Here is a 25,487-nt window from a genome sequence, read left to right on the forward strand (position 1 = left end):
CGCCCCAGCAACCGGCGCAGCCCCGCTCGGGCCATCGTCAGCCGCGCAGCAGGTTCTGCAGGTAGACGCCGTAGCCGCCCTTGACGAGCGGTGCGGCGAGGTCGGCGAGCTGTGCGTCGTCGATCCAGCCGTTGCGCCAGGCGATCTCCTCGATGCAGCCGACCTTGAAGCCCTGACGGTCCTCGATGACCTTCACGTACTCGGAGGCCTGCATCATCGACTCGAACGTGCCGGTGTCGAGCCAGGCGGTTCCGCGGTCGAGGACCTGCACGCCGAGCTCGCCCGCCTCGAGGTAGCGCTCGTTGACCGTCGAGATCTCGAGCTCCCCGCGGGCGCTCGGCTCGATGGTCTTCGCGATCTCGATGACCTTGTTGTCGTAGAAGTACAGGCCGGGAACGGCGTAGTTGGACTTCGGCTCCGCCGGCTTCTCCTCGATGGAGACCGCGGTGAAGTCGTCGTCGAACTCCACGACGCCGTACGCCTTCGGGTCGGCCACGTGGTACGCGAAGATCGTCGCGCCCTGGACCTCGGTGTTCTTCTTCAGGCTGGTGCCGAGACCGGTGCCGTGGAAGATGTTGTCGCCGAGGACGAGCGCGACGCTGTCGTCGCCGATGAAGTCCTCGCCGATGACGAAGGCCTGCGCGAGGCCGTCGGGGGACGGCTGCACGGCGTACTGGATCTCCATGCCGAGGGCCGAGCCGTCGCCGAGGAGCGCCTTGAACTGCTCGTTGTACTCCGGCGTCGTGATCACGAGGACCTCGCGGATGCCGGCCATCATGAGCGTCGACAGCGGGTAGTAGACCATCGGCTTGTCGTAGATCGGCATGAGCTGCTTGCTGATGCCCTTGGTGATCGGCCAGAGGCGCGTGCCGGAACCGCCGGCGAGGATGATGCCCTTCACGGGTCTCCTTAGTTCTTGGTCCGGAGGGACTCGGTGTAGGCGACGCACTCGTCGTACGTCGGCAGCAGACCGAGCTCGGCCGCCTGCTCGAGCGTCGGTGCGCTGGTGTCCTTCTCGGAGAGCACCGGCTCGCCGATGCCGTCCGGCAGCTCGAGCCCGACGGTCGGGTCGAGGATCGTGATGCCCTTCTCGCGCTCCGGGTTGTAGTGGGCGCTGACGAGGTAGTTCACGGTGGAGGCGTCCTCGAGCGCGACGATCGCGTGGCCGAGCCCCTCGGAGAGGTAGACGGCCTTGCGGTCGACGTCGTCGATGCGGACCGAGTCCCACTGCCCGAACGTCGGCGACCCGACGCGGATGTCGACGATGTAGTCGATGAACGCGCCACGGACGGCCGTCACGTACTTGGCCTGGCTCGGCGCGACGAGGGCGTAGTGGATCCCGCGCGCGACGCCGCGCGACGAGACGGACATGTTCACCTGGCGGAGGTCGAGCGGGTGCCCGACGGTCTCCTCGAGGACGTCGGCGCGGTAGGCCTCGAGGAATGCTCCTCGTGCGTCGCCGTGCTGGACGGGGGTGAACTCCCACGCGCCGGGGATCTTCAGTTCGCGGATCTGCACCGGAGCAGCCTAGCAAGGACCCCGATCACCGCCCTGCGAGCACCTTCACCAAACCGAGACGTGCCGTTGCCCGATTGCCAGTTGTCGATCCGCTACTTTTCCGGATGTCACATCCTTGGGGGAACCAGAGAACATGCTCGCGAACGTCGATGAACCGTCCGGCACCACGGTGCGGGAGCTGCCACCTCGACCGCGGCGTGTCCTCGACCCGGTGCTCGGGCCGATCGGCCGACTGCTGCGCCGACTCGGTGCCGCACCGGTGCTCTACGCGATCGTCGCGGCCGTCACGGTCGGGTACTTCATCGCAGCGGTGCCGGCCGGCTGGGGGCTCGACGAGCAGTCGCACGTCAACCGGGCGTACCAGGTGCAGCAGGGACAGCTGCTCCCCCAGCTCCGGGACGACGGCCGGACCTTCGGTGGGGAGATCCCGACCGACCTGCAGCGCTTCGACATGCTCGGGTGGGACTGGGCGAACCACGTCGACTACCGAGCCCCGTACTTCCAGCGCCACGACTTCCGCGACCGCGCCCAGTACGACGAGCTGGGCTCCGTCGTCCTGGGCCCCGATTCCCCCACCGAGTCCGTCGACTTCACCAACGCGGGCGCGTCGAGCTTCGTGCCGTACCTGCCGAGTGCCGTGGGGATGCGGATCGGCCTCGCACTGCACCAGGACGTCGCGACGGTGATGGTGCTCGGCCGGGTCGTGAACGCCCTCGTCGCGATCGGGTTGACGACACTCGCCATCGGTCTGCTCCGACGCAGCCGGTCCCGCTGGTTGTTGATGGCGGTGGGGCTCCTGCCGAGCGTGCTGTTCCTGGACTCGTACACGACCGCCGACTCCTTCACGACCGCGATCTGCATGCTCTTCGTCGCCGGCATCGTGCGGCTCTGCACGGACCAGCACCCCCGCCTCGCGATCGTCATCGGGACGGCCGCCGCCGGCCTCGGCGTCGTGGCCGCGAAACCCACGTACGTGCTGCTCCTCGCGCTCGCGCTCCTCGTCCCGCTCGCCAGGTGGACCACCGCTCGTCGATCGGACGCCGCCGGGCGACCCAGGACGCTCCGCGAGTTCGGTGCGGCCGCAGCGTTCCTGGTCGTCGCCGCGGTGCCGACGCTCGTCCTGCTGTCCGTGACCAGCCCGATCGCGAAGGCCATCCGACTGCAGCGGGTGGGCGTCTGGCAGGGCATCGACTCCGGCCGGCAGGTGCACTTCCTGCTCGAGCACCCGACGGCGTTGGCCGGCATCCTCGGCCGGTCGGTCGCATCGTTCGGCGAGTGGTGGGTGCACGGCCTCGTCGGGGCGTTCGGGTACAACGCCGTCGACCTCATGCAGCCGTTCAGCACGATCGCCGTCATCGGCGTCGTCCTCGCGGCGGTCGTCGCGGACCGGCTGCCGCGGCTCGTCGCGCTCGGGATGGCCGTCGTCGGAGCCGTGACCGCGCTCGCCGTGATCGTCGCGCTCTACCTGACCTTCAACGTGGTGGGGTCCCCCGACGTCGTCGGCGTGCAGGGTCGGTACTTCGCTCCGCTCGTGGCGCTGCTCGGGGTCGGCATCGCCGGACTCGTCCCGATCCGCGCACGGGTGAGCGACCGCGGCGGCGCGGCGTTGTTCACGACGCTCGCGGTCGTGCCGCTGGTCGCGTCCGTGGTGCAGTGGCACGTGACCCTCTACTGACGCGCGGCGCTGACCACCCAGGGCTCGTCAGACGCCGAGGGCCGCTCGCCACGCCGTCTCGGCACCGATCGACCGCTCGGCCCTGACGTACTCCTGTGCCAGCGCGACCCGGGCGTCCGACTCCGCGAACGCCGTGAGCAGGGCGCGTCGCCACGGGTCGACGCCGTCCCCGGCGAGGAGCCCGCCGTGGGCGTCCACCCCGGCGTAGGAGGGACGATCCGACCCGACGAACGGCAGGCCCAGCATCGCGTACTCCAGGAACTTCAGGTCGCTCTTGGCGTCGTTGAACGGATCGGCGGTGAGCGGCGCGACACCGGCCGACCACCGCGAGGCGTTCGCGCGCAGGAACGCCACGAACTCCGGGTAGTGGGTCCCGCCCTCCGGCAGCGGCAGGCGGTCGAACCACTGGTCGTCGACGTCGGTCACGCCGATCACCTCGAGGCGCACCGGCCGGCCCGTGGCGTCGGCGAACCCGTCGAACACCGGCCGGAGCAGGTCCAGGTCGCCCCCGTGCGTCGCGGAGCCCATGTACAGGACCCGCCTGGGACCGTCCGGGTCGGGACGCACCGGCCCGTCGCCCCACATGCCCGGCTGCACCGCGTTCGGGACGACCACGACGTCGAGCCCCTCGGCACGGAGCACCGCGCCGAGGGGCTCGGTCGACGTGACCACGACGTCCGCCGCTCGGACGATCCGCTGGACGGACTCGAGCCGATCGGGCGCGTACTCGGCACGGGCGAGCCGCGCCCGGGCGTCGTCGCTGAAGAAGTCGTCGTCGATCTCGGCCACGATCCGGGTGCCCTCCCGGGCTGCCCGCTCGAGCGCGGCGTCCACGGAGGCCAGGGGGAAGGCGTCACGCTGGACCAGCAGCACGTCGATGTGCGCCGTGTCGGAGCCGTCCGCCCACCGCACCGGGTCGACCTGCGCGACGATCGCGGCACCCGTCGCGGCCAGGGCCGACATCCGACCGGTGACGCGAATGTGCGCGGATGCGGGGTGCACGCCGCCTGCACCGTGCACGACGAACCCCACCAGCGGCGGCGGTGTGGACACGGTGGCACCGGGTGCCGGTGCGGAGCCTGGACGGCGGAGGAATCGGGCGACGGACGACCGGAAGGGTGCCATCCGACCATCGTGGCACGGCGAGCGTCCAGCCAGGCGCGCGCCCACGGCTCGGCTCCGGTCTGCATAGACTGAGTCGTCTGTGCGCCCGCACGATCAGTGCATCCGCATAGAATGTCCGGCGACTTCCGGGCCGGAACCCGCCGGCCGACGACCCCACAGGACCCACTCCCCCGTGAAACTGTTCGTGCAGATCCCTTGCCTCAACGAGGAGCAGACGCTCCCCTCGGTGCTCGAGACCATCCCCACGTCGATCCCCGGGGTCGACGAGATCGAGATCCTCGTCATCGACGACGGCTCGACCGACCGCACCGTCGAGGTCGCGAAGGCGCACGGCGTCCGGCACTTCGTGCGGCACACGACGAACATGGGGCTCGCCCGGTCGTTCCGCGACGGGGTCGACTACGCACTGCTGCACGGTGCGGACATCGTCGTGAACACCGACGGCGACAACCAGTACCCGCAGTCCCAGATCGCCGACCTCGTCCAGCCGATCCTCCGACGCGAGGCGGAGATCGTGATCGGCGACCGGCAGACGCGGACGATCGAGCACTTCTCCGGCTTCAAGAAGCTGATGCAGCGATTCGGTTCGTGGGTCGCGAGCCGCGCAGCCGGGCTCGACCTCCCCGACGCCGCGAGCGGGTTCCGCGCGTACTCGAAGTACTCGCTCATCCGGCTGAACATCGTCACGCGCTTCAGCTACTGCATGGAGACGATCGTCCAGGCCGGGTACAAGCGCCTGGCGATCGCAAGCATCCCGATCACGACGAACGCCAAGACCCGGGAATCGCGCCTCTTCAAGAACATCTGGCAGCACATGTTCCAATCGGGCTCGGCGATCGCCCGTGTCTACCTGATGTACCGGCCGATGGCGCTGTTCCTCTGGGTGGCGCTCGTCCTCGGCGGACTCGGCGCGTGGCCGCTGGTGCGCTACCTGGTGCTGCTCGCGATGCACACCGGCGGGAACCACCTCCAGTCGATCATCCTCGGTGTGGTGCTGCTCATCACCGCGGTCCTCGCGATCGTGATCGGTGTCGTCGCCGACCTCACCAGGCTGAACCGGACCCTCGCGGAAGAGCAGCTCGACCTGCAGAAGCTCGCACGGTACGGTGACTGACCGCGGCACCGTGGCGGACGAACGCGGGCTCGGCGCGCCCCGTCCGACCCGGTCCGAGGGCATCACCGTCACGGTCGTCACCGCCCTCTTCGTGCTCGTGCTCTGCGCGTTCGCCGTCATCACCCGCCCGTACGACGCCGCCGACGAGATGGCACACGTCGACGCGGTACTGCAGCTCGCGACCGGGCACGCCTGGGCGGCCCCGGGGACGATGCACGTCCTCGACGCCGTGCACGCCTCGGTGTCGTCGGCGTCCGCCGCGACGGCCACGTGGGGCGAGCTGCTCGCCGGTCACCCCGGGTACTACGAGCGCATCACCGACCAGATGACGCAGCACCCGCCGACCTACTACCTGATCGGTGCCGGGTTCCTCCACCTCATCGGCTTCGAGGACCTGCACTGGTCCGACGGCGTGCTGGCGCTGCGCCTGCTCGACGTCGCGTTCGTCGCCCCGCTCCCGGTGATCGCCTGGGCCACCGTCCGACGGCTCACCCGGTCCGGGCGCGCCGGGGTCGTCGGTGCAGCCGCCGTGCTGGCGGTCCCGCAGGTCGCGGTGGTCGGATCGGCCGTGACGAACGACGCCCCCGTCCTCCTGTTCTCCGGACTGGTCACGCTCGTGGCGGTCCGGGTGCTCACGGGTGACCGACGGCTCCTGGTCGCGGTCCTCCTCGCGCTGCTCACCGGCGCCCTGGTCTGGTTCAAGGGCACCGGCCTGCCGGCGGTGCCCTTCGTCCTCGTCGCCGTCCTGTTGCCGGCGGTGCGCTGGTGGGGCTGGCCACGCGCCCTCCCGCGGACCGTCGTCGTCGGCGCGGTCACCGCGGCCGTCGGCTCGTGGTGGTGGCTGCACAACCTGCTCGCCTACGGCACCGTGCAGCCGGACGGGTTCGTCGCACGCAAGGCACAGTCGTTCCCGGACGGACAGGGACCTGATCTCGCGCAGTTCGTCCAGGTCACCTGGGACACGATCGTCCGGACGTTCTGGGGCAGCTCGGGGGTCGGCGCCTCGAACGCCGTGACCCCGTACCTGTCGGTCGTCGGCACCGTGCTCGGGATCGTCGTCATCGCGGTGTTCGCGTTCCGTCGGGGACGCACGCTCGTGCCGGCGATCACCCTCGCGGTCCTGCCCGTCGTGATCCTGCTGCTGCAGACGCAGACCACCTGGTCGGCGTACCTCCGGTCGACCGAGATCGCCGGCACCCAGGGGCGGTACTACTTCCCCGCCCTGGTCGCACTCATCGCCCTCAGCGCGCTCGCCTGGCGACGGCTCCCCCGCACCGAGGCCGGTCGTCGCCGACTCGCCGCCGGCATCGGCATCGTCGCGATCGCGATCGCCGTCTACGGTGTCTGGCTGCAGTGGCGTGCCGGTTGGGAGGGACGGTCGTTCCTCGTGACCACCGGCGGTATCGACGACTACGCCGCGAACGGTCCGGTGCCGCTCGCCGCACTGGTGGTCGTCCTGGTGGCGCTCCTGGTGGGTGGCGTTGTCGCCGTGGTGCTCGTGGTGCGCGCGACCCGGTCCGTGGTCCCGTCGACGGAAGGCACAGCGTGAGGCGCTTCACCCGTCCGACCGTCCTGCTCCTCGCACTCACGACCATCGCGTGGATCGCGTTGCTGACGCTCTGGGCCCTCGTCACCCCGGCGTTCGGCACGCACGGCGAGGTCGACGGCGTCGACGCGGCCTTCCGGACCGCGCTCGGGGCCGGCTGGCCCGCCCCGGGGCAGATGCACGCGCTGGCCTCGACACGATGGCTGTTCGAGAACCCCGCCGATCGGTCCACGGTCGCCGCCGTGCTCGCGGCGCACCCGGGCGAGACGACGATCGTCAACCCGTTGTCGCAGCATCCCCAGACGTACTTCCTCGCCGCGGGCGCCGTCCTGCGGATCGCACACTGGGAGTCGCTCCGCTGGGACCACGCCGTCCTGCTGATCCGCCTGGTCGACGTCGTCCTGCTCGCACCGCTCCCGCTGCTCGTCGCCGGGACCGTCCGTCGACTCGTCGGATCGCCGCGTGTCGCCGTCGTCGCACCCCTGCTGCTCTTCGCCGTCCCGAAGGCCGCGCAGTTCGGCGCATCGGTCACGCTCTGGGCACCGCTCGTCCTCATCGCAGCGATCGTGACCTGGCTCGCGGCACGCGTCCTCACCGGCGACCGGTCGTGGTGGACGTCCGTCGGACTCGCCGTGGCGGCGGCGTGCGGCGCGACGATCAACGCGATGGGGCTGCTGCTCGTGGTCTTCGCGCTCACGATCGTGCTCGTCGCCCGCCACGACCTGCGGTGGTCCGAGACCCTCGTCCGCCGCGCGATCGACGTCGTGGTCGTCATCGTCCCGGCGGCGATCGTCGGAGCCGTGTTCTGGCGGAGCCTCCGGACCGGATGGGTCCCGGACGCCGCCCCGCAGCCGGACCCGATCCCCCCGGCATCCCCGACCGGGATGAACCCCGGCGACTTCCTCAACGGGCAGTGGAACGGCGGCACGGCCACGTTCTGGGGCGGACTCGGCGACGACGCGTTCGGATTCACGCCACCGCTCGTCGCCGGACTCACCGTGGTCGGCCTCGGCGTGCTCTTCTGGGCGGCCGTCCGCGCCGACCGTGCCCTGCGTCCGACGTGGGGTGTGCTGCTGTGGCCGGCGCTCGTCGTCGCGGCCGTGCTCGGCTACGAGTGGCGCAACGCCCTCGCCGACAACCAGATCGCCACGTCGAGCGGCCGCTTCCTGCTCGTCGCCGTCCCCGCCCTGGTCGCGGGGTTCGTCGCCGCCGCCGCGTCGCTCCTCCCGAGCACCCGAGCCCGTCGCACCACGGCGCTCGTCGGCGGGGTCGGAGCGCTCCTCATCGCGGCATACGGGCTCCTCATCGGCTTCTCCGGCGCGTACCAGGCCGGACGTTTCGGGCTGACCGGTGCCGGGATCGCCGCCCTCGCCGAGTCGACCCCGCTCGGGTGGCAGGTCGTGGCCGCAGTGGCCGCGCTCCTCGGCGCGGCATCGGTCGCAGCCGTGGTCGCGCTCGTGGTGGTCGTGGCCGCCAGGAGTACGCCGCCGCCGCTCCCGCTAGACTCTCCGCCGACCGTCGAACCGACACAAAGGAACAATCCGTGAAGATCCTCGTCACCGGAGGAGCCGGCTTCATCGGCTCGAACTTCGTCCGCCGGACCCTCCAGGACGCCTACCCGGGCCTCGAGGGCGCCGAGGTCGTCGTCTACGACGCACTGACCTACTCGGGGAACCTGGCGAACCTCGCTCCCGTCGCCGACTCCCCCCGGTACAGCTTCGTGCAGGGCGACATCCGCGACGCCGCGAAGCTCGACGAGGTCGTGCCGACCGTGGACGCGATCGTGCACTTCGCCGCCGAGTCCCACGTCGACCGCTCGGTCCGCGACTCCGGCATCTTCGTCGAGACCAACGTCGTCGGCACCCAGCGTCTGCTCGACGCCGCGCTCCGGCACGGCACCGAGCGCTTCGTGCACGTCTCCACCGACGAGGTGTACGGGTCGATCAGCGAGGGCTCGTGGGACGAGGAGCGCCCGCTCGAGCCGAACTCGCCGTACTCGGCGTCGAAGGCCGGCAGCGACCTCCTCGCCCGCAGCTACCACCGCACGCACGGACTCAACCTCTCGATCACGCGCTGCTCGAACAACTACGGGCCGTACCACTTCCCCGAGAAGGTCATCCCGCTCTTCGTCACGAACCTCATCGACGACGTGCACGTGCCGCTCTACGGCGAGGGCAACAACATCCGCGACTGGCTGCACGTCGACGACCACACCCGCGGCATCGCGATGGTCCTGACCCGCGGTCGCGCCGGTGAGATCTACAACATCGGTGGCGGCACGGAGCTCACGAACAAGGAGCTCACCGAGCTCCTCCTCGAGGCGACCGGCAAGGACTGGTCGTACGTCGATCGCGTCGCCGACCGGCTCGGCCACGACCTCCGCTACTCGGTCGACATCTCGAAGATCCAGGCGGAGCTCGGCTACGAGCCGCAGGTCCCCTTCGCCCAGGGCCTCGCCGACGTCGTCCAGTGGTACCGCGACAACCGTTCGTGGTGGGAGCCCCTCAAGGAGCGCGCCGCGCTCGCCTGAGCACGGCCAGGAACGACGGACGCACGCATGACCCGCTACCTCATCACCGGCGCTGCCGGCATGCTCGGTCAGGACCTCCAGCAGGCCCTGGCCGGGCGTGACGTGACCGCACTGTCCCGAGCCGACCTCGACATCACCGACCAGGCAGCCGTCACCGCAGCGGTGGCCGGGCACGACGTGGTCATCAACGCGGCCGCGTACACGAAGGTCGACGACGCCGAGTCGCACGAGGACGACGCCCACGCCGTGAACGCGCAGGGCCCAGCCGTTCTCGCGACGGCTGCGGTCGCGGCCGGCGCGAAGCTCGTGCAGGTCTCGACGGATTACGTCTTCGACGGCAACGGCACGTCCCCCTACGCCGAGGACGAGCCCACCGACCCGATCGGTGCGTACGGCCGGACGAAGGCGGCCGGTGAGGCAGCCGTCCTCGCGATCGCGCCGGACTCGTCGTACATCGTCCGGGCCGCGTGGCTCTACGGTGCGCACGGTCCGAACTTCGCGAAGACGATGATCCGACTGTCCGCGTCCCACGACACCGTGAGCGTCGTCACCGACCAGATCGGGCAGCCCACCTGGACCGGCGACCTCGCCCGGCAGATCGTGGCGATGCTCGACGCCGACGCGCCGGCCGGGATCTACCACGGCACCAACGGCGGCCAGGGGTCCTGGTTCGACTTCACCAAGGCGATCTTCACCGAGGCCGGCCTCGACCCTGCACGGGTCCTCCCGACGGACAGCGCCGCGTTCGTCCGCCCGGCCCCACGCCCCGCGTACTCGGTGCTCGGGCACGACGCCTGGTCGCGCGCCGGCATCCCGCCGATGCGCGACTGGCGCGAGGCACTCCACGCCGCGGCCGCGGACGGGGTCCTCGCCGCGTGACGGTCACCACTTCGCTCGTCGTCGGGGGCGGCGGGTTCCTCGGCCGTGCGGTCGTCGCCGCGCTCGAGGGCGCCGGCGACCGGGTGCTCGTGCCCCGCGTGCCTTGGGGCGACCAGGACGCAGCAGCAGCGGTCCTGGTCGACGCCGTCCGTGCGCTCCGTGCAGGCGACGGCCCCTGGCGGCTGGTCTGGTGCGCCGGGACGGGCTTCGTGGCGACCGGAGCGGACGCCTTCGCCATCGAGGCCGCGTTGCTGGCCCGCGTGCTCGACCCCGCTGCGACCGCCCCCGACGGGGCCGCCGCGGCGAGCACCCCCGGCATCGTGTTCTTCGCGTCGTCCGCGGGTGCCACCTACGCCGGGTCGACCGGGGTCCCGTTCGACGAGTCCACCGATCCCCGCCCGCTCGCACCGTACGGCTCGAGCCGGCTGGCGGCCGAAGCGCAGTTCCACAGCTGGGCGGCGGCAACCGGCACCCGCGCGCTCGTCGGCCGGATCGCGAACCTCTACGGCCCGGGTGCCAACCTGGCGAAGCCGCAGGGTCTGGTGTCGCAGCTCGCGCTCGCGCACGTCGAGGGTCGCCCGTCGTCGATCTACGTGCCGTTCGAGACCACGCGCGACTACCTGTACATCGACGACGCCGCCGCGATGATCGTGGATGCGCTGGACGCGGTCGCCGCCGACCCGGTCGGATCGGCGCGGACCAAGATCTTCGCCTCGCAGGAGGGCCGGTCCATCGCCGAGGTGATCACGGCCGTCGAGCAGGCGTTCGGCTCGTCGCTCGACGTGATCGCCGGGCAGGACCCGTCGGCGTCCTTCCAAGGCACCGACCTCCGCTTCCGGTCGACAGTGCTCCCGAGCGTCGACGACCGGCAGCTCCTGCCCTTCGCGGACGGGGTGGCGCGCACCGTCGACGCGATCCGATCGGCGGCGAGTTCGACGACACACCCGCAGGACGAACGAGGAGAACGACGAGGATGACCCGCACCGGAACCCGCCGCGAACGGCTCGTCGCATGGACCGCGGCGCACCCATGGGCCGGGTTCACCGTGCTCTGTGCGCTGGTCTTCGTCCTCGCCGCGTCCACGGCCCGCGCCTTCACCTACCCGCCGCTGAACGGCGGCGACGAGCCGGCGCACCTCGACTACGTGATCACCGTCTGGCACCTGCACCTGCCGGTGTTCGAGAACGGGATCACCTACCACGCCCCGTTCGGCGCCACGACGCCGGTGCAGTGGGTGTCGCAGCACCCGCCGCTGTACTACCTCGTCCTCGCGCCGGTCGTCGGACCGCTGTTCGACGGCGGACACCCCCTGATGGCCGTCATCGCCGGACGGCTGATCAGTGCGCTGATGGCCGGTGCCGTGGTCGTGGCCTCGGCGTGGGCTGCGTGGCGGTGCTTCCCCACCGCGCGTCGGCTCCCCGGCGGCGTCGCGATCGTCACCGCCCTCGCGGGCATGCTCATCCAGCAGGGCGGCTCGATCTACAACGACGTCCTGTTCGTGCTGTTCTGCGTGCTCGCGTGCGGCATCGCCGGTGCCGCGCTGCGCTCCGGCGTCGGTCCCGGCCTGTTCGTCGGCGCCGCCCTGGTCGGCGCGGCCGGGATGACCACCCGGTTGTCGTTCGCGCTCTGGCTCGTCGCGATCGTCGTCGCCGTCGTCCTCGCCCGCCGCGTGCGGTTCTGGGGCCTGTCCGGGATCTGGGCGCGGATCGTCGCCGGTGCCGCACCGGTCGTCGCCGCGGTCGCAGCCTCCGGGTGGTTCTACCTGCACAACAAGCGCACGGCCGGCAACTTCAGCGGCCGGCACGCCGACTGGGGCATCCAGAACATGGGCCGTGTCGAGCGCCCCATCCCGGAGGTCGCGTTCGACGGCAAGTTCTGGACCGACCTGTACGGCATCTACCGAGGCGTGCTGCCCCAGTCCGACCCGATCCAGTGGGTGCTGATGATCCTCCCGATGGCCCTCGCGGTCGTGGTCGGCGTCACCCTCCTGGTCCGACGCCGCCGGAGCACACCCGCCGGCCTCGACGCCCGCGCCGGCGTCACCGCACAGCGCCGCGACCGTCTGTCGACGCTGCTCATCGTCCTGATGTTCGTGGCCGTGTCGGCACTGCTCAGCGTGACCGAGATCGACTACGTGCACGGCGGCGGTGCGCCGAACACGCGGTACGCCCTGACGATCCTGCCGGTCATCACGATCGCGATGGCGGCTGGACTGACGGGGTGGCGTCGCGCGTCCGGGATCCTCGTCACCGTGTGGATCGCCGTGTCGTTCGTGCCGTACCTGTCGCTGGTCGGCCTCCACGTCGCCGGCATCGTGCCCCACGCCGCCCGCGTCGTCCAGCTCATGTTCGCGATCTCGGTGGTCGCGGCGGTCGGGTGCGCGGTCGGTGCCTTCCTCGACGCACGGCGCGCCCGACCTGCCGCCGTGACGGAGCCCCGCGAGACCGCAGAACCGGTCGACGTCGAACGCTGACCCGCGCTGCGGGCCCGGTCCGGGAGCGCCGAACGGTCAGCCGCGCAGCGCCGCGGTGAGCAAGCCGCGGTACCGGTCCGCGACGGCGTCGACGGTGTGCGCGGCCGCGGTCACCGCTGCTGCGCGTCCGAGGCGCTCTGCGAGGTCCGGATCGGCGAGCAGTCGATCCACGGCGGCGGCGAGTGCGGCGGCATCCCCTGGTGGCACCAGGAGCCCGTTCTCGCCGTCCCGGATCACGTCGACGATGCCGGGGACGGCCGATGCGACGATCGCGCAGCCGGCGGACATCGCCTCGAGCAGCGCGACGGGCAGACCGTCGCGGTCGCCGTTCGCCGCGGGGACCGACGGGTAGAGCGCGATCGACGCACGCGCGTACTCAGAGGCCAGGTCGTCCTTGCCCCGGGCGCCGAGGAACGTGACGCCGTCGCCCGCACGACGCTCGAGCGCCCCGCGGAGCGGTCCGTCCCCGACGACGACGACCTCGGCCGGGCGCTCCGCCATGCGGTCGAGCGCGTCGAGCAGGACCACGGCACCCTTCTTCTCGACGAGTCGGCCGACGAACAGCACCCGACCGGGCACGCGGGACTCGCGGGCGACCGCCGCGGTGATCGGCGCCAGGTCGACGCCCATCGGGACGACGTGGACCTGGTCGGGTCGTGCGCCGAGCTTGCCGAGTTCGCTCGCCATGTCCGTGCTCATGCAGGTCACGGAGGAAGCGTTCCGGATGACGGCACGCTTGACGGCCTGGAGGACCGGGTTGCGCAGGGCGTAGAGGTCGCCACCCAGCGTGGTCACCACCCGCGGCAGGTCGCCGAGCACGAGCCGGCCGACGGCCCCCTGGGGGATGATCCAGTGCAGGAGGGCGACGTCGGGCCGCGACCGCCGGCGCTCACGACCGAGCGCGGTCGCCATCGCACCGAAGAAGAACGGCACCTGCACCCAGCGAGCGCGCTTCGCACGCAGGTTGTCGACGATCGCGCCGTCGGCGAGGTCCTGCCAGCGGCTCGGGAAGTAGGTGTACCGCCGGACCTCGACGTCGCCGATCCGCTGGTGCTTCCGTGCGCCCTTCGTCATCGGTGCGACGACCACGATCCGGTACTCGTCGGACAGCGCCGTCGCGAGGTCGAGGACGAACCCCGGCGTCCCGTCGCCCGGTTCGGCCGGGAACGTCGACGCGGCGACGAGCAGTGTCGGTCGGGCAGCGGGGTCGGGTTGCATGCAGCGCACTCGCTTAGAGTTGTCGGTCGATGGACGCACGACAGCCTACGGGGTCGACCCCGACCTCCCCGGAACCCCTCGACACGACGGCGGGGCCCGTTCCGGACCCACCCGCCAGACGGGGCCGTCGAGAGCGCGTCCTGACCGTCGTGAAGTGGGTGGCGGCCGTCGTCGCCGTCGGGCTGCTCGTGTGGGGCGTCGTCAAGCAGTGGGACGACATCGCCCGCGACTTCGCACGCCTCGACGCCTCCACGATCACCCTCGGCATCGTGTTCACGCTCGCGGCACTCGTCGCGAACATGCTGTCGTGGCGCTCCATGATGGCAGCGACGGGGCACCGGGTGCGCCTCGCCCCGTCGTCGTCGATCTTCTTCGTCGGACAGCTCGGCAAGTACATCCCCGGTGGCGTCTGGTCGATCGCCGCGCAGGCGGAGCTCGGTCGCGCCCACGGACTCGCCAGGACCGGCAGCGCCGTCGCGTCGCTCGCGTCGATGCTCGTCAGCATGGTGACCGCGGCGCTCGTCGGCATCGTCGCCCTCCTCTTCTCCGCCACGGACGGCCTCGCACACTTCTGGTGGCTCGCCATCGTCGTCGTGATCGGGCTCGTGGCGCTCACCCCGCCGGTGCTCGGACGGCTCATCGCACTCGCGTTCCGGCTGCTCCGGCGGCCGCCGCAGGAGATCTCGCTCACGTGGTCGGGCACGACGATGTCGATGGTGTGGTCCGTCGTGATGTGGATCGCGTACGGCGTCCAGGCCTCCTTCGTGCTCCGGGTGTTCGGAGCCGACGACCCGACGCTGTTCCCGGTGGCCACCGGTGCCTACGCGGTCGCGTGGCTGGTCGGGTTCCTGGTCGTCATCGCACCAGCCGGTGTCGGTCCTCGGGAAGCGGTGCTCGTCCTGCTCCTCGGCTCGGTCGCCAGCCCGTCCGCTGCACTCGCGCTCGCGGTGATCAGCCGTGCGTTCATGACCGTCGGGGACGTCGTGCTCGCCGGCTTCGGTGCCGCGCTGGCGGTGCGCCACCGTCGGCGGGCAGCCGTTCCCGGTGCCCAGGTGGGCGGCCCGGTTCCTCCCGGCGGCCACTGATAGTGTCTGCCATCGGAGCGGCCGGACCGCTCCGATCGACGGCCGAGCCGTTCCGACCGACGGCCAGCAGGAGGCGCACCAGATGACCACACTCCGCGTGATCGTGGACCAGGTGATCGCACCGGTCCCCGGCGGCATCGGTCGCTACGCGGAGGAACTCACCCGGCAGCTGATCGCCACCGCCCCGAGCGGATGCGACGTCGAAGCCGTGGTCTCCGCGGCATCGCCGGCAGAGATCGAGCACCTCACCATGCTCCTCCCCGGGCTGTCCGGGATGGACCGGCTGGCACTCCCCCGTCGTGAGCTCGCGCTCGCCTGGCAGGGCGGCATGGCGCGCGGGGCCTCGCAGGGCATGGTGCACGCACCGAGTGTCCTCGCGCCCCTCGTGAAGCACGATCGCACGCAGGAGCCCGGTCGTCAGACGGTCGTCACGGTGCACGACACCGTGCCGTGGACGCACCCGGAGACCCTCACGCCGCGCGGCGTGCACTTCCACAAGGCCATGGTGAAGCGCGCGTACAAGTACGCCGACGCCGTGGTGGTCCCCACGCACGCGGTCGCCTCGGCGCTCAACGAGATCCACCGCTTCGACGAACGGCTCCGGGTCATCGGCGGCGCTCCGAGCGGTCGCCTCCGGGTGCCCGTGGACGCGGACCTCCGCGCCGAACGACTCGGCCTCCCGGAGCGCTACGTGCTCGCGGTCGGCACCCTCGAGCCACGGAAGGGCCTCACCGCCCTGATCGAGGCGATGGCCCACCCGGATGCTCCGCAGGACGTCCCGCTCGTCATCTCCGGCCCCGACGGCTGGGGCGACGTGGACGTCGTCGGCACCGCCGAGCGTGCCGGACTCGCGCCCGACCGCGTGAAGGTGCTCGGCCGTGTGGACGACGCCGACCTCGCCGTGGTCTACGACCGCGCGACGGTGTTCGTGTTCCCGAGCCTCGCCGAGGGGTTCGGCCTCCCCGTGATCGAGGCCATGAGCCTGGGGACGCCCGTCGTGCACTCCGACGACCCGGCCGTCCGCGAAGTCGCCTCGGACGCCGGCGTGTGCGTCGAGCGCTCCCCGAGCGATCGCTACCCGGAGCGTCTGGCGCAGGCCGTGTTCCAGGTCGTGAACGACCCGCTCCTCCGCTCGCAGCTCGCGATCGCGGGGCCGGACCGTGCCCGGATGTTCGACTGGCGCGACTCGGCGCTCGAGACCTGGCAGCTGCACGCCGACCTCTGAGGCGACGGGCATCCGGCGCCGAATCACGGCTCCGCATCGATCGCCTCCGGCCACCGTGTCGTCCAGCTCCGTCGGCGCGAGCACCTGCCATCATCGGCTCATGGCACGCCGCAACCGCATCACGGTCCTCACCGCTTCCCTCGTCATCGGCATCGGCATGACCGCCGTGCTCGCGGCCTGCTCGACCGGGGACGACGCGGCGCCCAGCGGATCGGCGTCGCCATCGGCATCACGGAGCGCGTCGACCTCCCCGAGCGCGACCCCGACCGACGACCAGACCGGTTCCGCCGACGACGGCACCGGTCCCGGCACGGGCAACGGCAGCGGCGTCGACAACCCGACCTCGGTCGACTGGGCGACCGTGACGAAGCAGGGGCTCGCGGCAGCCGGTGGCGGCACGGTCGTCTCGCTCACCGGAGCCGGCGACAACTGGACCGTGGTCGTCGCCGATGCCAGCGGTGCCCGGACGCAGTCGGTCGTGTCCGCGACGCTCGCACGGGTGACCTCCGGACCGTTCCCGAAGGCATCGGACAGCCAGACGATGGCCGACGACGTCGCGCGTGCGGCGGCGCTGAAGGTCGACGCCGCGGCGGCCGCCGCCGACGCCGAGAAGTCCACCGCTGGGGCGAAGCTCTCGTCGCTCGTCCTCGGCGGGACCGGGGCCGCACCGGTGTGGACGGCGACGCTGACCGTGTCCGGCGCGACCACGACGGTGACGGTCGACGGCACGACGGGGGCGACCACGGCCTCCTGAGCGACGGCACGCGCCGTCTGCGCACGGCGCGTATGCTCTCCCGAACGTGACCGAGGTGGGTCCGCCACGGTCACTGTCGACAGGGAGGACGAGACCGGATGCGAACGACGAGATGGCGCACGATCGCCGTGGGGACGATCCTCGGGGTGGGGGCGGTGACCGCCCTGGCGAGCGGGCCGGCCGCCGCCGTGACCGGTGTGGATCCCACACCGACCGCGACCAGCAGCACGTCGACGGCCGAGGACCCGTCGATCGCCACGATGGACCAGACCGGCAACCACGCCATGGGTGCGAGCATCGCGGCGCACGCCGCCTCGGCGGGGTCGGCTGCCGGTGCCCGGGCCCAGGCGACCACGCAGGCCGCGACCGGCGGCCCGCCGCCTGGACGGGTGCAGGGCATGGACGTCAGCGCGTGGCAGCACGACGTCGACTTCCGCAGCGCGTACGCGAAGGGTGCCCGCTTCGCCTACATCAAGGTGTCCGAGGGCGTCAGCTACACGAGTCCGTACTACCCACGGCAGTACAACGCCTCGAAGAACGCGGGCGTGATCCGCGGGGGGTACGCGTACGCACAACCGTCCCAGGCGAGCGGCACCGCGACGGCCGCGTACTTCTTCTCGCACGGCGGCGGGTGGAGCAACGACGGCAAGACCCTGCCTCCGCTCCTCGACATCGAGTACGGCAGCGCCGCGCAGGGCACCTGCTACGGGCTGAGCCAGACGGCGATGGTCAACTGGATCCTGGAGTACTCGACGGCCGTGTACGACAAGGTCCACCGTTGGCCGGCGATCTACACGACGACCGACTGGTGGAAGCGCTGCACCGGCAACTCCGCGAAGTTCCCGGGCAACCCGCTGTTCGTCGCCCTCTACCCGGTCAACGACTTCACCACGCCCGGCACCGTCGGCGCGAGCTGGGGACGGTGGACCTTCTGGCAGTGGGCGTCGACCGGCACGTTCCCGGGTGACCAGGACGTGACCGTGCACTCCGTCTCGTCGCTCCGCGTGTTCGCCAGCCGCACCGACTGACGAGCGTTCGACCGGCGACCGGCGGCCGGGCTCAGAGTGCGTCGCGGAGGGCCTGCGCCTTCCGCTCGACGACGTCCTCGAGCCCGGCCGCGTACTCGGCGAGCCTGGCCGCGACGCCCGGGTCGGATGCCCCGATGATCCGGGCGGCGAAGAGTCCGGCGTTGGCGGCTCCGTTGATCGCCATCGTGGCGACCGGGATGCCCGCCGGCATCTGGACGATCGACAGCAGGGAGTCGATGCCGTCGAGCCGCGCGAGCTGCACGGGGACGCCGATGACCGGCAGGGTCGTCACCGATGCGACCATCCCGGGGAGGTGTGCTGCGCCACCGGCCCCGGCGATCACCGCCCGGATGCCACGTCCCGCCGCCGAGCGGCCGAAGCGCATCATCTTGTCCGGGGTGCGGTGCGCCGAGACGACGTCCGCTTCGAACGGGATGCCCAGCTCGGTCAGGATGTCGGCTGCCGCACGCATCGTGGGCCAGTCCGAGTCGGACCCCATGATGATCGAGACGAGCGGTGCGGGCTGGGCGGTGTCGGTCACAGGTCGAGCCTACCGGCGGCCGGTCAGCGGACGGTGGCGGTACTGGTCATCGGACCGCGACGGCGGCCGGTCAGCGGACGGCGACGGTCCGGCACCCGAGGTCCGCGTCGCCGCCGCTGCCGAGGCCGACCGCCCGGACGCAGATCCGGTGCGTCCCTGACGGGCTCACCACCCGTCCGCCGTAGCCGTGCGCCGGCCCGGCACGGTACGTCGTGTCGACGTCGGCGCGTGCCCGGTTCGCCGTGAGGCGTCCGGTGGTGTTGCCGTCGACGGTGACCACGACGCTCACAGCGGTGTTGACGGCATCGCGGTCGAACACCCAGCCGGACACGTCGACGCGCCGCGTGGACGGTGACGAGGCGGATCCGAACGTGCCGAAGGGTGCACTCGCCGCGACGGTGACCGTTCGGCACGCCGACGTCGTGTCGGAGCCGACGCCACGGTTCCGCGCGACGACGCACACGCTGTGCTTGCCGGACCCCCCTGGCACGGTGAGGTCCCAGCCGTGCCCCGTCCCAGCCCCGTCCGGCACGGCACCGAGGTCCGCGCGCTGCAGGTTCGCCGTCGCGGCCGCCACACCCCGCCCGTCGACGGTCACCGCGATCCTGACCGGGGACGCGGCCTCGTCGGGGTCGACGGCCCACCCGGTCACCACGATGCCCGCACGAGCGACACCGACCCGTTCGAGCTGCACCACCGGGTCGTGTCCGTACACGGTCACCGCGACGCAGCCGAGCTGTCGATCGGCCCCGGCGCCGACGTTGACCGCCGTCACGCAGACGTTCCTCGTGCCGGAGCCGGCTGCGACCGTCATGTCGAAGCCGTGGTCCGCCCCGACCCCTGCTGCCCGGTCGACGTCAGGACGGGTCGTGTCGGCGAGTGCGGTGCCGACGACCGTGCCGTCCACGGACACCCGTACCGTGACCGGGGACTCCGGGTCGTCCGCGTCGAACGTCCACCCGCGGACCCGGACGGTGCCCGCCCCACCCGCTGCTGCGTCCACCGTGCCCTGCGGCGACGTCACTGCGGCCGGGGCGCCGAGCGAGGCGTTGGCGACCAGCTGCTGCGCGTACGCCGAGTACCACTTGCCCGCGGCCGGGCCCCCGTTGCAGGTCCCGTCGCTCGCACCGGGGGTCTTCACCCAGAGCAGCGCGTCGAGGGCCGTCCCGTCCGTCGCCACCCGCGGCGAGGTCCCGAGTCCGGCGCCGGGGCCGTTGCACCACGTCCCCCGCCATCCACGACCGTTCCGGGAGGTGTCGATCACGTAGTGCGAGCCGCCGGTGAGCGCGGAGACCTTCTGCGCGTACGACTGCTCCTGTGCGGTCGGGTAGTAGTTCGCGACGTTCGTGAAGAACCCGCGGGCCTGCCGCACGCCGGCGGCGTCGAGCCGGGCGGCGATCGTCGCGGGCTGCACCCAGTTCGAGTTGCCGGCGTCGAGGTACGCGGGGATGCCGGCGGCGGTGAGCGCGGCGACCTCCCTCGAGAGGATCCGGTACCGCTGCTGGTCGAGCGCCGGTGTGCACCTGCTGTCGCTCAGCATGGCGAGGGAGTCCGGCTCCACGATGACCGCAGCACGCTTCCCGGCGAGCCCCGCGACGATCTGGTCCACCCATGCGTCGTACCCGGCTTCGTCGAACCCGCCTGCCGAGTAGCCGCCGCAGTCACGCTCCGGGATCGCGTAGGTGACGAAGACCGCCGTGGTGCCGTTCGCCGCGGCGCCCGCCGTCGCGCTCTGGAGGGTCTTCGTCAGGCCGGTGCCGGTCGACCACTCACCGAGCCACGTGGCGACCGGGTACTTCGCGATCGTCGATGCGGCCGCAGCGCCCGCCGGGTCGCTCGAGGCGAGGGCCGCGGCGTTCTTCGCGGCCTCGCTCGTCGGCGAGTTGTACTGCCCGTTGCCGTACAGCTGCGCCGCCGTCCGCGAGCGCAGGTCGGTCGCCGTCGTCGCGGCGGTCGCGCGGTCGGCCCCGATCGGCGCGACGGGCGCGATCACACCACCGAGCACCCCGGCGAGCGCGATGCAGACGGTGAGGGCGGTACTGGTGCGCATGCGCGATCCCCTGGCTGGTCGGTCGTCCCCTGACCGATCCATGGCACCACGCGTTGCCTCGTGCAACCAGCCGCCAGAACGGGTGCCACCACGACGGGTGGCACCCGCACCGGACGCTCGTCAGTCGTCGAAGTGCGACGCTGCCGACCGTGCCCGGTACACGACGTCGTCCGGGTCCTCGCCGGTGACCGTGACGTGCCCGATCTTCCGGCCGGGCCGGGGTGCCTTGCCGTAGAAGTGGTACTTCGCCTCGGGGAACGCCCCGAGCGCGGCGGGGTAGCGTCCGGCGAGGTCGCCGTCCGACGGACCACCGAGGACGTTGATCATGACCGCGACGGGGGCGTTCATCCCGGTGGCGCCCAGCGGCAGGTCGAGGACGGCACGCAGGTGCTGTTCGAACTGACTCGTGGTCGCGCCGTCGATCGTCCAGTGCCCGGTGTTGTGCGGCCGCATCGCGAGCTCGTTGATCAGGATCCGCTCGTCGTCGGTCTGGAACAGCTCGACGGCGAGGACTCCCGTCACCCCGAGTTCCTCCGCGACCCGCACGGCGATCGACTCCGCCAGGTCGGCGATCCGGCCGGCGCTGTCCGGGGCCGGCGCGAGCACCTCGGCGCACACGCCGTCGCGCTGCACCGTCTCGACGAGGGGCCACGCGACGATCTCGCCGGACGGGCGACGTGCCACCGACTGCGCGAGCTCCCGGGTGAACGAGACGAGCTCCTCGACGAGGAGCGCCTGCCCGCCACCGGCCTCGGCGACGGCGATGAACCAGTCCTCGACCTCGGCGGGGTCGGACACGACCCGGACGCCCTTGCCGTCGTAGCCGCCGCGCGGGGTCTTCACGACCGCACGACCGCCGTGCTCGTCGATGAAGGCACGGAGCTCATCGGGGTCGTGCACCGCTGCCCAGTCGGGCACCGGGAGCCCGAGCTCGGTCAGGCGGGTCCGCATCGTGATCTTGTCCTGCGCGACCGCGAGGGGCTCCGGCCCTGGTCGGACGGCCACACCGGCATCGACGAGTGCCCGGAGGACGCTCTGCGGCACGTGCTCGTGGTCGAAGGTGACCACGTCGACGTCGCGGGCGAAGGCGAGCACCGTCTCGGCGTCGTGGTAGTCGCCCTCGGCGGTCGCGGCGATGGCCGCCGACATCCCGGGCCCCTCCGCGAGCACGCGGATGTCGATGCCGAGTTCGACGGCCGCCGGGACCATCATCCTGGCGAGCTGTCCTCCGCCGATCACACCGACCCGCAACGCCATGCTGTGTGTTCCTTCCGCCGCTCTCACCGCACGGTGAGTGCGCGCTGTCTACAATCGCTGTTCGGCCGGGTGTTCACCGGCCGGGACCGCCGGAGCGGTCAGCGACAACTCTACGGACACTGGAGAACACGTGCGGCGACTCATTGCGCAGCTGGCCCGGTTCGGCGTCGTCGGGGCCGTGGGCTTCGTCGTCGACACGGTCATCTTCAACGTGCTGCGCGCGACGGTGCTCGCGCCGGAGGACGTCCACGCCGGCCCGTTCATCGCGAAGGTCATCTCGACGGTCGTCGCGATCTTCGTGAACTGGATGGGCAACCGCTACTGGACGTTCCGCGACCAGCGCCGAGCCGTCGCTGCACGAGAGGGCTTCGAGTTCGTGGTCGTCTCGCTCGGCGGCATGGTGATCTCGCTCGGCTGCCTGGGGCTCTCGCACTACGTGTTCGGGTTCACGTCCGCGCTCGCCGACAACATCTCCGGCAACGTCATCGGGCTCCTGCTCGGGACCGCGTTCCGCTTCTGGCTCTACCGCGTCTGGGTGTACCACCCCGACCGCCAGACCGCCGTCCGTCCGGTCGCGGACGGCACCGGCGCAACCGGCACCACCAAGAACGGCGCCGGCACCATCGGTACCGACGCCGTCACGGACGAACAGGTCGCACGCTGACGCCAAGCGCGAGCAGCGAACAGGGAGCAGCGAGCAGCGAGCAGCGCTGACTAGCGCCCCATCCCGCGGTAGGTGAAGCCCGCCGCGGTCCAGGCGTCCCGGTCGAGGCAGTTCCGTCCGTCGATCACGACGGGGCTCGCCACCTGCGCGACCACCGCTGCCGGGTCGAGCGTGCGGAACTCGTTCCACTCGGTGAGCACGAGCACGAGGTCCACGTCCTGCAGCGCGGCGGACGCACTGTCGACGTAGGACAGCGACGGGTGGATGCGCGCCGCGGTGTGGTTCGCCTCGGGGTCGTACGCGGACACGGTGGCGCCGAGCTCGAGCAGGCGCGCGGCGATGTCGAGCGCCGGGGAGTCGCGGACGTCGTCGGAGTTCGGCTTGAACGCGAGCCCGAGCACCGCGACCCGCTTGCCGGCGACCGCGCCGCCCAGCAGCTCCGAAGCGAGCGTCACGACGTGGGCGCGGCGACGCAGGTTGATCGCGTCGACGTCGGCCAGGAAGTCGAGCGACTCCCCCACCCCGAGTTCGGTCGCACGGGCCTGGAACGCGCGGATGTCCTTCGGCAGGCAGCCGCCGCCGAACCCGAGTCCGGCGTTCAGGAACTTGCGGCCGATCCGGTCGTCGTGCCCGATCGCGTCGGCGAGCGCCGTCACGTCCGCCTCGGCGACCTCGGCGATCTCGGCCATCGCGTTGATGAAGGAGATCTTCGTCGCCAGGAACGCGTTCGCGCTGACCTTGACGAGCTCGGCCGTCGGCAGGTTCACGACGAGACGCGGGGTCCCCTCGGCCAGGGTCGTCGCGTACACCTCGTCGAGGGCCTCGACCGCCGACGATCCCGCGGGGCCGGACGGCACGCCGTAGACCAGCCGGTCGGGCGAGATGGTGTCCTGCACGGCGAATCCCTCGCGGAGGAACTCCGGGTTCCACACGAGCGTCGCGCCGGGCACCGCGTCCTGCAGGCCGGCGGCGAGCCGCGCAGCGGTCCCGACGGGCACGGTCGACTTGCCGACGACGAACTCCCCGGCGGCGACGTGGGGCGTCAGCGACGCGATCGCGGAGTCGATGTAGGTCATGTCCGCAGCGCCGGTCGGCCCCTGGGGGGTCCCGACGGCGAGGAAGTGCACGCGGGACCCGGCGACCTCGGCGTAGTCCGTCGTGAAGCGGATGCGGCCGGAGGCGATCGCCTCGGCGAGGATCTCGGGGAGTCCCGGTTCGAAGAAGGGGGCGTCGCCCGCGGCGAGCCGCTCGATCTTCACCGGGTCGACGTCGACCGCGACGACCTCGTGTCCGAGTTTGGCCATGGATGCGGCGTGCACGGCACCGAGGTACCCGCAGCCGATGACAGAGATACGCACGGGACGACGGTACCGGACCCCGCGCGAACTTCCGCCGAGAGCGATGACGACGCCTCAGGAGCGGTCAGGGCCCCGCACGATCTCGTCCCAGTCCGGCTCGCGGTGCCGACGGCGGGCCTCGTACGCCTCGACCATGTCGTGCAACACCGCGACCACGAGGTCGGCGTGCGGCACGTCGGCGAGCACCACGGCGGGGTCGTCGCCGGGGAACACGAGGACGTCTCCGGACCGGAACAGCCCCTGCAGCCCACGCCGCCGGACGGTCACGTCGTACCCACGCGAGTGCAGGAGCTCCTGCCGGGTCCTGGTGCCGAAGCCGTGCACGACGACGAGTCGCCTCGTGGTGACCACGTACCGCTCGGTCATCCACCGCACCAGCGGCACGACGCCGCCGAACAGCACCAGCACGAGCACGAGTCCGGCGACCACGGCGTTGATCCACGCGAGCTGCGCCTGGAAGACCCCGAACCCGAAACCGCCGGCGACCGCGACCAGGACGACGAACACCGCCGGACGCACCAGACGACGCGCGTGGGGCCGGAGCCGGGCCACGACGCGTTCGGGCGGTGGCTCGGCGGTCATGCCGTCATGCATACCGCAGGTGGGTGACGTCACCCACGGCGACGCCCCTCTCCGCGCCGTCTCGATCCCGGATCGTGATCCGGCCGTCGTCGTCGATGCCGGTCGCGTCGGCTTCCTCGGTGCTGCCGTCCGGCAGCTCGAGGCGCACCCGCGCGCCGATCGTGCCGCAGCCCGCGCGGACGTGCGACCGCACCGCCTCGGCAGCCACGCCGCCGGCGACCAGGGCGACCACGGCCTCCCGGACGCCCGACCAGAAGGCGGACAGGACCGCATCCGCCAGGTCGACCGCCTCGCCGGTCGCGCCCGCCACGGCGAGCGAGGTGGACGTCGGGGTCGGGAGCCGGTCGGCCGGGATGGTCAGGTTGACGCCGGCGCCGACGACGACGGAGCCGTCGGCGGCGACCTGGCAGAGGATGCCGCAGAGCTTCCTGCCGTCCACGAGCACGTCGTTCGGCCACTTCACGGTCGTCCTGGAGGACCGTCCTGACCCCGCCTCGCCGGTCCCGTCCTGCGCATCCGGCTCCAGGGCCGCGATCACCGCGTCCCGCATCGCTGCGCCGGCCACCAGGGGCAGCCAGCCGCGGTCACGGTCGGACAGCGCGGCACGGACGAGCACGCTCGCCGCGAGGGTCTCCCCGACCGGTGCCGACCACGAACGGTCGAGGCGTCCGCGGCCGGCGGTCTGGTCCAGCGTCACGATCGCGCTGCCGTCCGGCAGGTCGGACGCAGCAGCGAGCAGGTCCGCGTTGGTCGAACCGGTCGTGTCGCGGACGTCGAGGACGGCACCCGCCCGGTCGAGTGCGGCGCGCGAGAGCGGGAGGACCGGTGTGGACATGCACGCAAATCTACGGGCAGGAACCGTGGA

At 71.8% G+C, this 25,487-nt stretch carries 23 protein-coding genes; 13 read left to right on the plus strand and 10 right to left on the minus strand.

Annotated features, from left to right (window positions below):
• Positions 1-37: 37 nt before the first annotated feature.
• Both rfbA and rfbC read right to left on the minus strand, forming a co-directional pair.
• On the minus strand, positions 38-901 hold the full coding sequence (gene rfbA, locus QK288_RS14545; protein ID WP_281264996.1) for a glucose-1-phosphate thymidylyltransferase RfbA: 864 nt from the start codon (positions 899-901) through the stop codon (positions 38-40).
• An 8-nt stretch (positions 902-909) separates the two neighbouring features.
• A complete protein-coding gene (gene rfbC / locus QK288_RS14550) occupies positions 910-1,518 on the minus strand; it encodes a dTDP-4-dehydrorhamnose 3,5-epimerase (RefSeq protein ID WP_281264997.1) in 609 nt (202 codons plus the stop codon).
• 133 nt (positions 1,519-1,651) lie between these two features.
• Between rfbC and QK288_RS14555 the strand changes: the two genes are divergently transcribed.
• On the plus strand, positions 1,652-3,193 hold the full coding sequence (locus QK288_RS14555) for a DUF2142 domain-containing protein (RefSeq protein ID WP_281264998.1): 1,542 nt from the start codon (positions 1,652-1,654) through the stop codon (positions 3,191-3,193).
• Between the two features lie 27 nt (positions 3,194-3,220).
• Here the strand turns inward: QK288_RS14555 and QK288_RS14560 are convergent, their stop codons facing one another.
• Positions 3,221-4,318, minus strand: a complete 1,098-nt coding sequence (locus QK288_RS14560) for a hypothetical protein (RefSeq protein ID WP_281264999.1) — start codon at positions 4,316-4,318, stop codon at positions 3,221-3,223.
• A 172-nt stretch (positions 4,319-4,490) separates the two neighbouring features.
• Here QK288_RS14560 and QK288_RS14565 point away from each other — a divergent pair, with 172 nt between their 5' ends.
• From QK288_RS14565 to QK288_RS14595, 7 genes are read left to right on the plus strand one after another with little or no spacing between them, the layout of a single operon-like run.
• Complete coding sequence (locus QK288_RS14565) at positions 4,491-5,432, plus strand: glycosyltransferase family 2 protein (protein ID WP_281265000.1); 942 nt, start codon at positions 4,491-4,493, stop codon at positions 5,430-5,432.
• Positions 5,425-6,981 (plus strand): glycosyltransferase family 39 protein, encoded by a 1,557-nt coding sequence (locus QK288_RS14570; RefSeq protein WP_281265001.1) that lies wholly within the window; start codon positions 5,425-5,427, stop codon positions 6,979-6,981. Before QK288_RS14565 ends, QK288_RS14570 begins: the two co-directional genes overlap by 8 nt.
• Positions 6,978-8,525: a hypothetical protein gene (locus tag QK288_RS14575; RefSeq protein WP_281265002.1), complete on the plus strand. Its 1,548-nt coding sequence runs from the start codon at positions 6,978-6,980 to the stop codon at positions 8,523-8,525. Before QK288_RS14570 ends, QK288_RS14575 begins: the two co-directional genes overlap by 4 nt.
• On the plus strand, positions 8,522-9,508 hold the full coding sequence (rfbB, locus tag QK288_RS14580; protein ID WP_281265003.1) for a dTDP-glucose 4,6-dehydratase: 987 nt from the start codon (positions 8,522-8,524) through the stop codon (positions 9,506-9,508). The genes QK288_RS14575 and rfbB overlap by 4 nt, the downstream gene beginning before the upstream one ends.
• A 27-nt stretch (positions 9,509-9,535) precedes the next feature.
• The gene (rfbD, locus tag QK288_RS14585; protein ID WP_281265004.1) at positions 9,536-10,387 is read left to right on the plus strand and encodes a dTDP-4-dehydrorhamnose reductase; all 852 of its coding nucleotides are present in this window, start codon (positions 9,536-9,538) and stop codon (positions 10,385-10,387) included.
• Positions 10,384-11,364 carry an NAD-dependent epimerase/dehydratase family protein gene (locus QK288_RS14590; RefSeq protein WP_281265005.1) on the plus strand — a complete coding sequence of 327 codons (981 nt, stop codon included), beginning with the start codon at positions 10,384-10,386 and terminating at the stop codon, positions 11,362-11,364. Before rfbD ends, QK288_RS14590 begins: the two co-directional genes overlap by 4 nt.
• Positions 11,361-12,860: a hypothetical protein gene (locus QK288_RS14595; protein ID WP_281265006.1), complete on the plus strand. Its 1,500-nt coding sequence runs from the start codon at positions 11,361-11,363 to the stop codon at positions 12,858-12,860. Before QK288_RS14590 ends, QK288_RS14595 begins: the two co-directional genes overlap by 4 nt.
• 36 nt (positions 12,861-12,896) lie before the next feature.
• Here the strand turns inward: QK288_RS14595 and QK288_RS14600 are convergent, their stop codons facing one another.
• On the minus strand, positions 12,897-14,078 hold the full coding sequence (locus QK288_RS14600; RefSeq protein ID WP_281265007.1) for a glycosyltransferase: 1,182 nt from the start codon (positions 14,076-14,078) through the stop codon (positions 12,897-12,899).
• 29 nt (positions 14,079-14,107) lie between these two features.
• Here QK288_RS14600 and QK288_RS14605 point away from each other — a divergent pair, with 29 nt between their 5' ends.
• The 4 genes from QK288_RS14605 (at position 14,108) to QK288_RS14620 (ending at position 18,170) form a co-directional block, all read left to right on the plus strand.
• Complete coding sequence (locus QK288_RS14605; RefSeq protein ID WP_281265008.1) at positions 14,108-15,163, plus strand: YbhN family protein; 1,056 nt, start codon at positions 14,108-14,110, stop codon at positions 15,161-15,163.
• A gap of 82 nt (positions 15,164-15,245) precedes the next feature.
• Complete coding sequence (locus QK288_RS14610; RefSeq protein WP_281265009.1) at positions 15,246-16,388, plus strand: glycosyltransferase family 1 protein; 1,143 nt, start codon at positions 15,246-15,248, stop codon at positions 16,386-16,388.
• A 100-nt stretch (positions 16,389-16,488) separates the two neighbouring features.
• Positions 16,489-17,142, plus strand: a complete 654-nt coding sequence (locus QK288_RS14615; protein WP_281265010.1) for a hypothetical protein — start codon at positions 16,489-16,491, stop codon at positions 17,140-17,142.
• Positions 17,143-17,240: 98 nt separating this feature from the next.
• Positions 17,241-18,170, plus strand: coding sequence for a GH25 family lysozyme (locus QK288_RS14620; protein ID WP_281265011.1), 930 nt, complete (start codon positions 17,241-17,243; stop codon positions 18,168-18,170).
• Between the two features lie 31 nt (positions 18,171-18,201).
• Here QK288_RS14620 and purE read toward each other — a convergent pair whose 3' ends face one another.
• The 3 genes from purE to QK288_RS14635 all read right to left on the minus strand — a co-directional run bounded on the left by purE (position 18,202) and on the right by QK288_RS14635 (position 22,045).
• Complete coding sequence (purE, locus tag QK288_RS14625) at positions 18,202-18,711, minus strand: 5-(carboxyamino)imidazole ribonucleotide mutase (protein WP_281265012.1); 510 nt, start codon at positions 18,709-18,711, stop codon at positions 18,202-18,204.
• A 70-nt stretch (positions 18,712-18,781) separates the two neighbouring features.
• Positions 18,782-20,761: a glycoside hydrolase family 6 protein gene (locus tag QK288_RS14630; RefSeq protein ID WP_281265013.1), complete on the minus strand. Its 1,980-nt coding sequence runs from the start codon at positions 20,759-20,761 to the stop codon at positions 18,782-18,784.
• Between the two features lie 120 nt (positions 20,762-20,881).
• A complete protein-coding gene (locus tag QK288_RS14635; RefSeq protein ID WP_348639024.1) occupies positions 20,882-22,045 on the minus strand; it encodes a 5-(carboxyamino)imidazole ribonucleotide synthase in 1,164 nt (387 codons plus the stop codon).
• Positions 22,046-22,148: 103 nt separating this feature from the next.
• Here QK288_RS14635 and QK288_RS14640 point away from each other — a divergent pair, with 103 nt between their 5' ends.
• A complete protein-coding gene (locus QK288_RS14640) occupies positions 22,149-22,682 on the plus strand; it encodes a GtrA family protein (RefSeq protein WP_281265015.1) in 534 nt (177 codons plus the stop codon).
• Positions 22,683-22,732: 50 nt separating this feature from the next.
• On the opposite strand, the gene QK288_RS14645 is transcribed toward QK288_RS14640, so the two are convergent.
• From QK288_RS14645 to QK288_RS14655, 3 genes are read right to left on the minus strand one after another with little or no spacing between them, the layout of a single operon-like run.
• The gene (locus QK288_RS14645; RefSeq protein ID WP_281265016.1) at positions 22,733-24,040 is read right to left on the minus strand and encodes a UDP-glucose/GDP-mannose dehydrogenase family protein; all 1,308 of its coding nucleotides are present in this window, start codon (positions 24,038-24,040) and stop codon (positions 22,733-22,735) included.
• A 54-nt stretch (positions 24,041-24,094) separates the two neighbouring features.
• On the minus strand, positions 24,095-24,622 hold the full coding sequence (locus tag QK288_RS14650; RefSeq protein WP_281265017.1) for a PH domain-containing protein: 528 nt from the start codon (positions 24,620-24,622) through the stop codon (positions 24,095-24,097).
• A 4-nt stretch (positions 24,623-24,626) separates the two neighbouring features.
• The gene (locus tag QK288_RS14655; RefSeq protein ID WP_281265018.1) at positions 24,627-25,457 is read right to left on the minus strand and encodes a biotin--[acetyl-CoA-carboxylase] ligase; all 831 of its coding nucleotides are present in this window, start codon (positions 25,455-25,457) and stop codon (positions 24,627-24,629) included.
• Between the last annotated feature and the right edge of the window lie 30 nt (positions 25,458-25,487).

The sequence above is a fragment of the Curtobacterium sp. 9128 genome (genome assembly GCF_900086645.1).
Lineage (GTDB): Bacteria > Actinomycetota > Actinomycetes > Actinomycetales > Microbacteriaceae > Curtobacterium.

Excerpts from the sequence above, each read along its gene's own strand:
- QK288_RS14555 (WP_281264998.1), top strand. The coding sequence starts at position 1,652 with ATGCTCGCGAACGTCGATGAACCGTCCGGCACCACGGTGCGGGAGCTG.
- QK288_RS14560 (WP_281264999.1), bottom strand. The coding sequence starts at position 4,318 with ATGGCACCCTTCCGGTCGTCCGTCGCCCGATTCCTCCGCCGTCCAGGC.
- rfbD (WP_281265004.1), top strand. The coding sequence starts at position 9,536 with ATGACCCGCTACCTCATCACCGGCGCTGCCGGCATGCTCGGTCAGGAC.
- QK288_RS14595 (WP_281265006.1), top strand. The coding sequence starts at position 11,361 with ATGACCCGCACCGGAACCCGCCGCGAACGGCTCGTCGCATGGACCGCG.
- QK288_RS14600 (WP_281265007.1), bottom strand. The coding sequence starts at position 14,078 with ATGCAACCCGACCCCGCTGCCCGACCGACACTGCTCGTCGCCGCGTCG.
- QK288_RS14605 (WP_281265008.1), top strand. The coding sequence starts at position 14,108 with ATGGACGCACGACAGCCTACGGGGTCGACCCCGACCTCCCCGGAACCC.
- QK288_RS14610 (WP_281265009.1), top strand. The coding sequence starts at position 15,246 with ATGACCACACTCCGCGTGATCGTGGACCAGGTGATCGCACCGGTCCCC.
- QK288_RS14615 (WP_281265010.1), top strand. The coding sequence starts at position 16,489 with ATGGCACGCCGCAACCGCATCACGGTCCTCACCGCTTCCCTCGTCATC.
- QK288_RS14620 (WP_281265011.1), top strand. The coding sequence starts at position 17,241 with ATGCGAACGACGAGATGGCGCACGATCGCCGTGGGGACGATCCTCGGG.
- QK288_RS14630 (WP_281265013.1), bottom strand. The coding sequence starts at position 20,761 with ATGCGCACCAGTACCGCCCTCACCGTCTGCATCGCGCTCGCCGGGGTG.
- QK288_RS14650 (WP_281265017.1), bottom strand. The coding sequence starts at position 24,622 with ATGACCGCCGAGCCACCGCCCGAACGCGTCGTGGCCCGGCTCCGGCCC.
- QK288_RS14655 (WP_281265018.1), bottom strand. The coding sequence starts at position 25,457 with ATGTCCACACCGGTCCTCCCGCTCTCGCGCGCCGCACTCGACCGGGCG.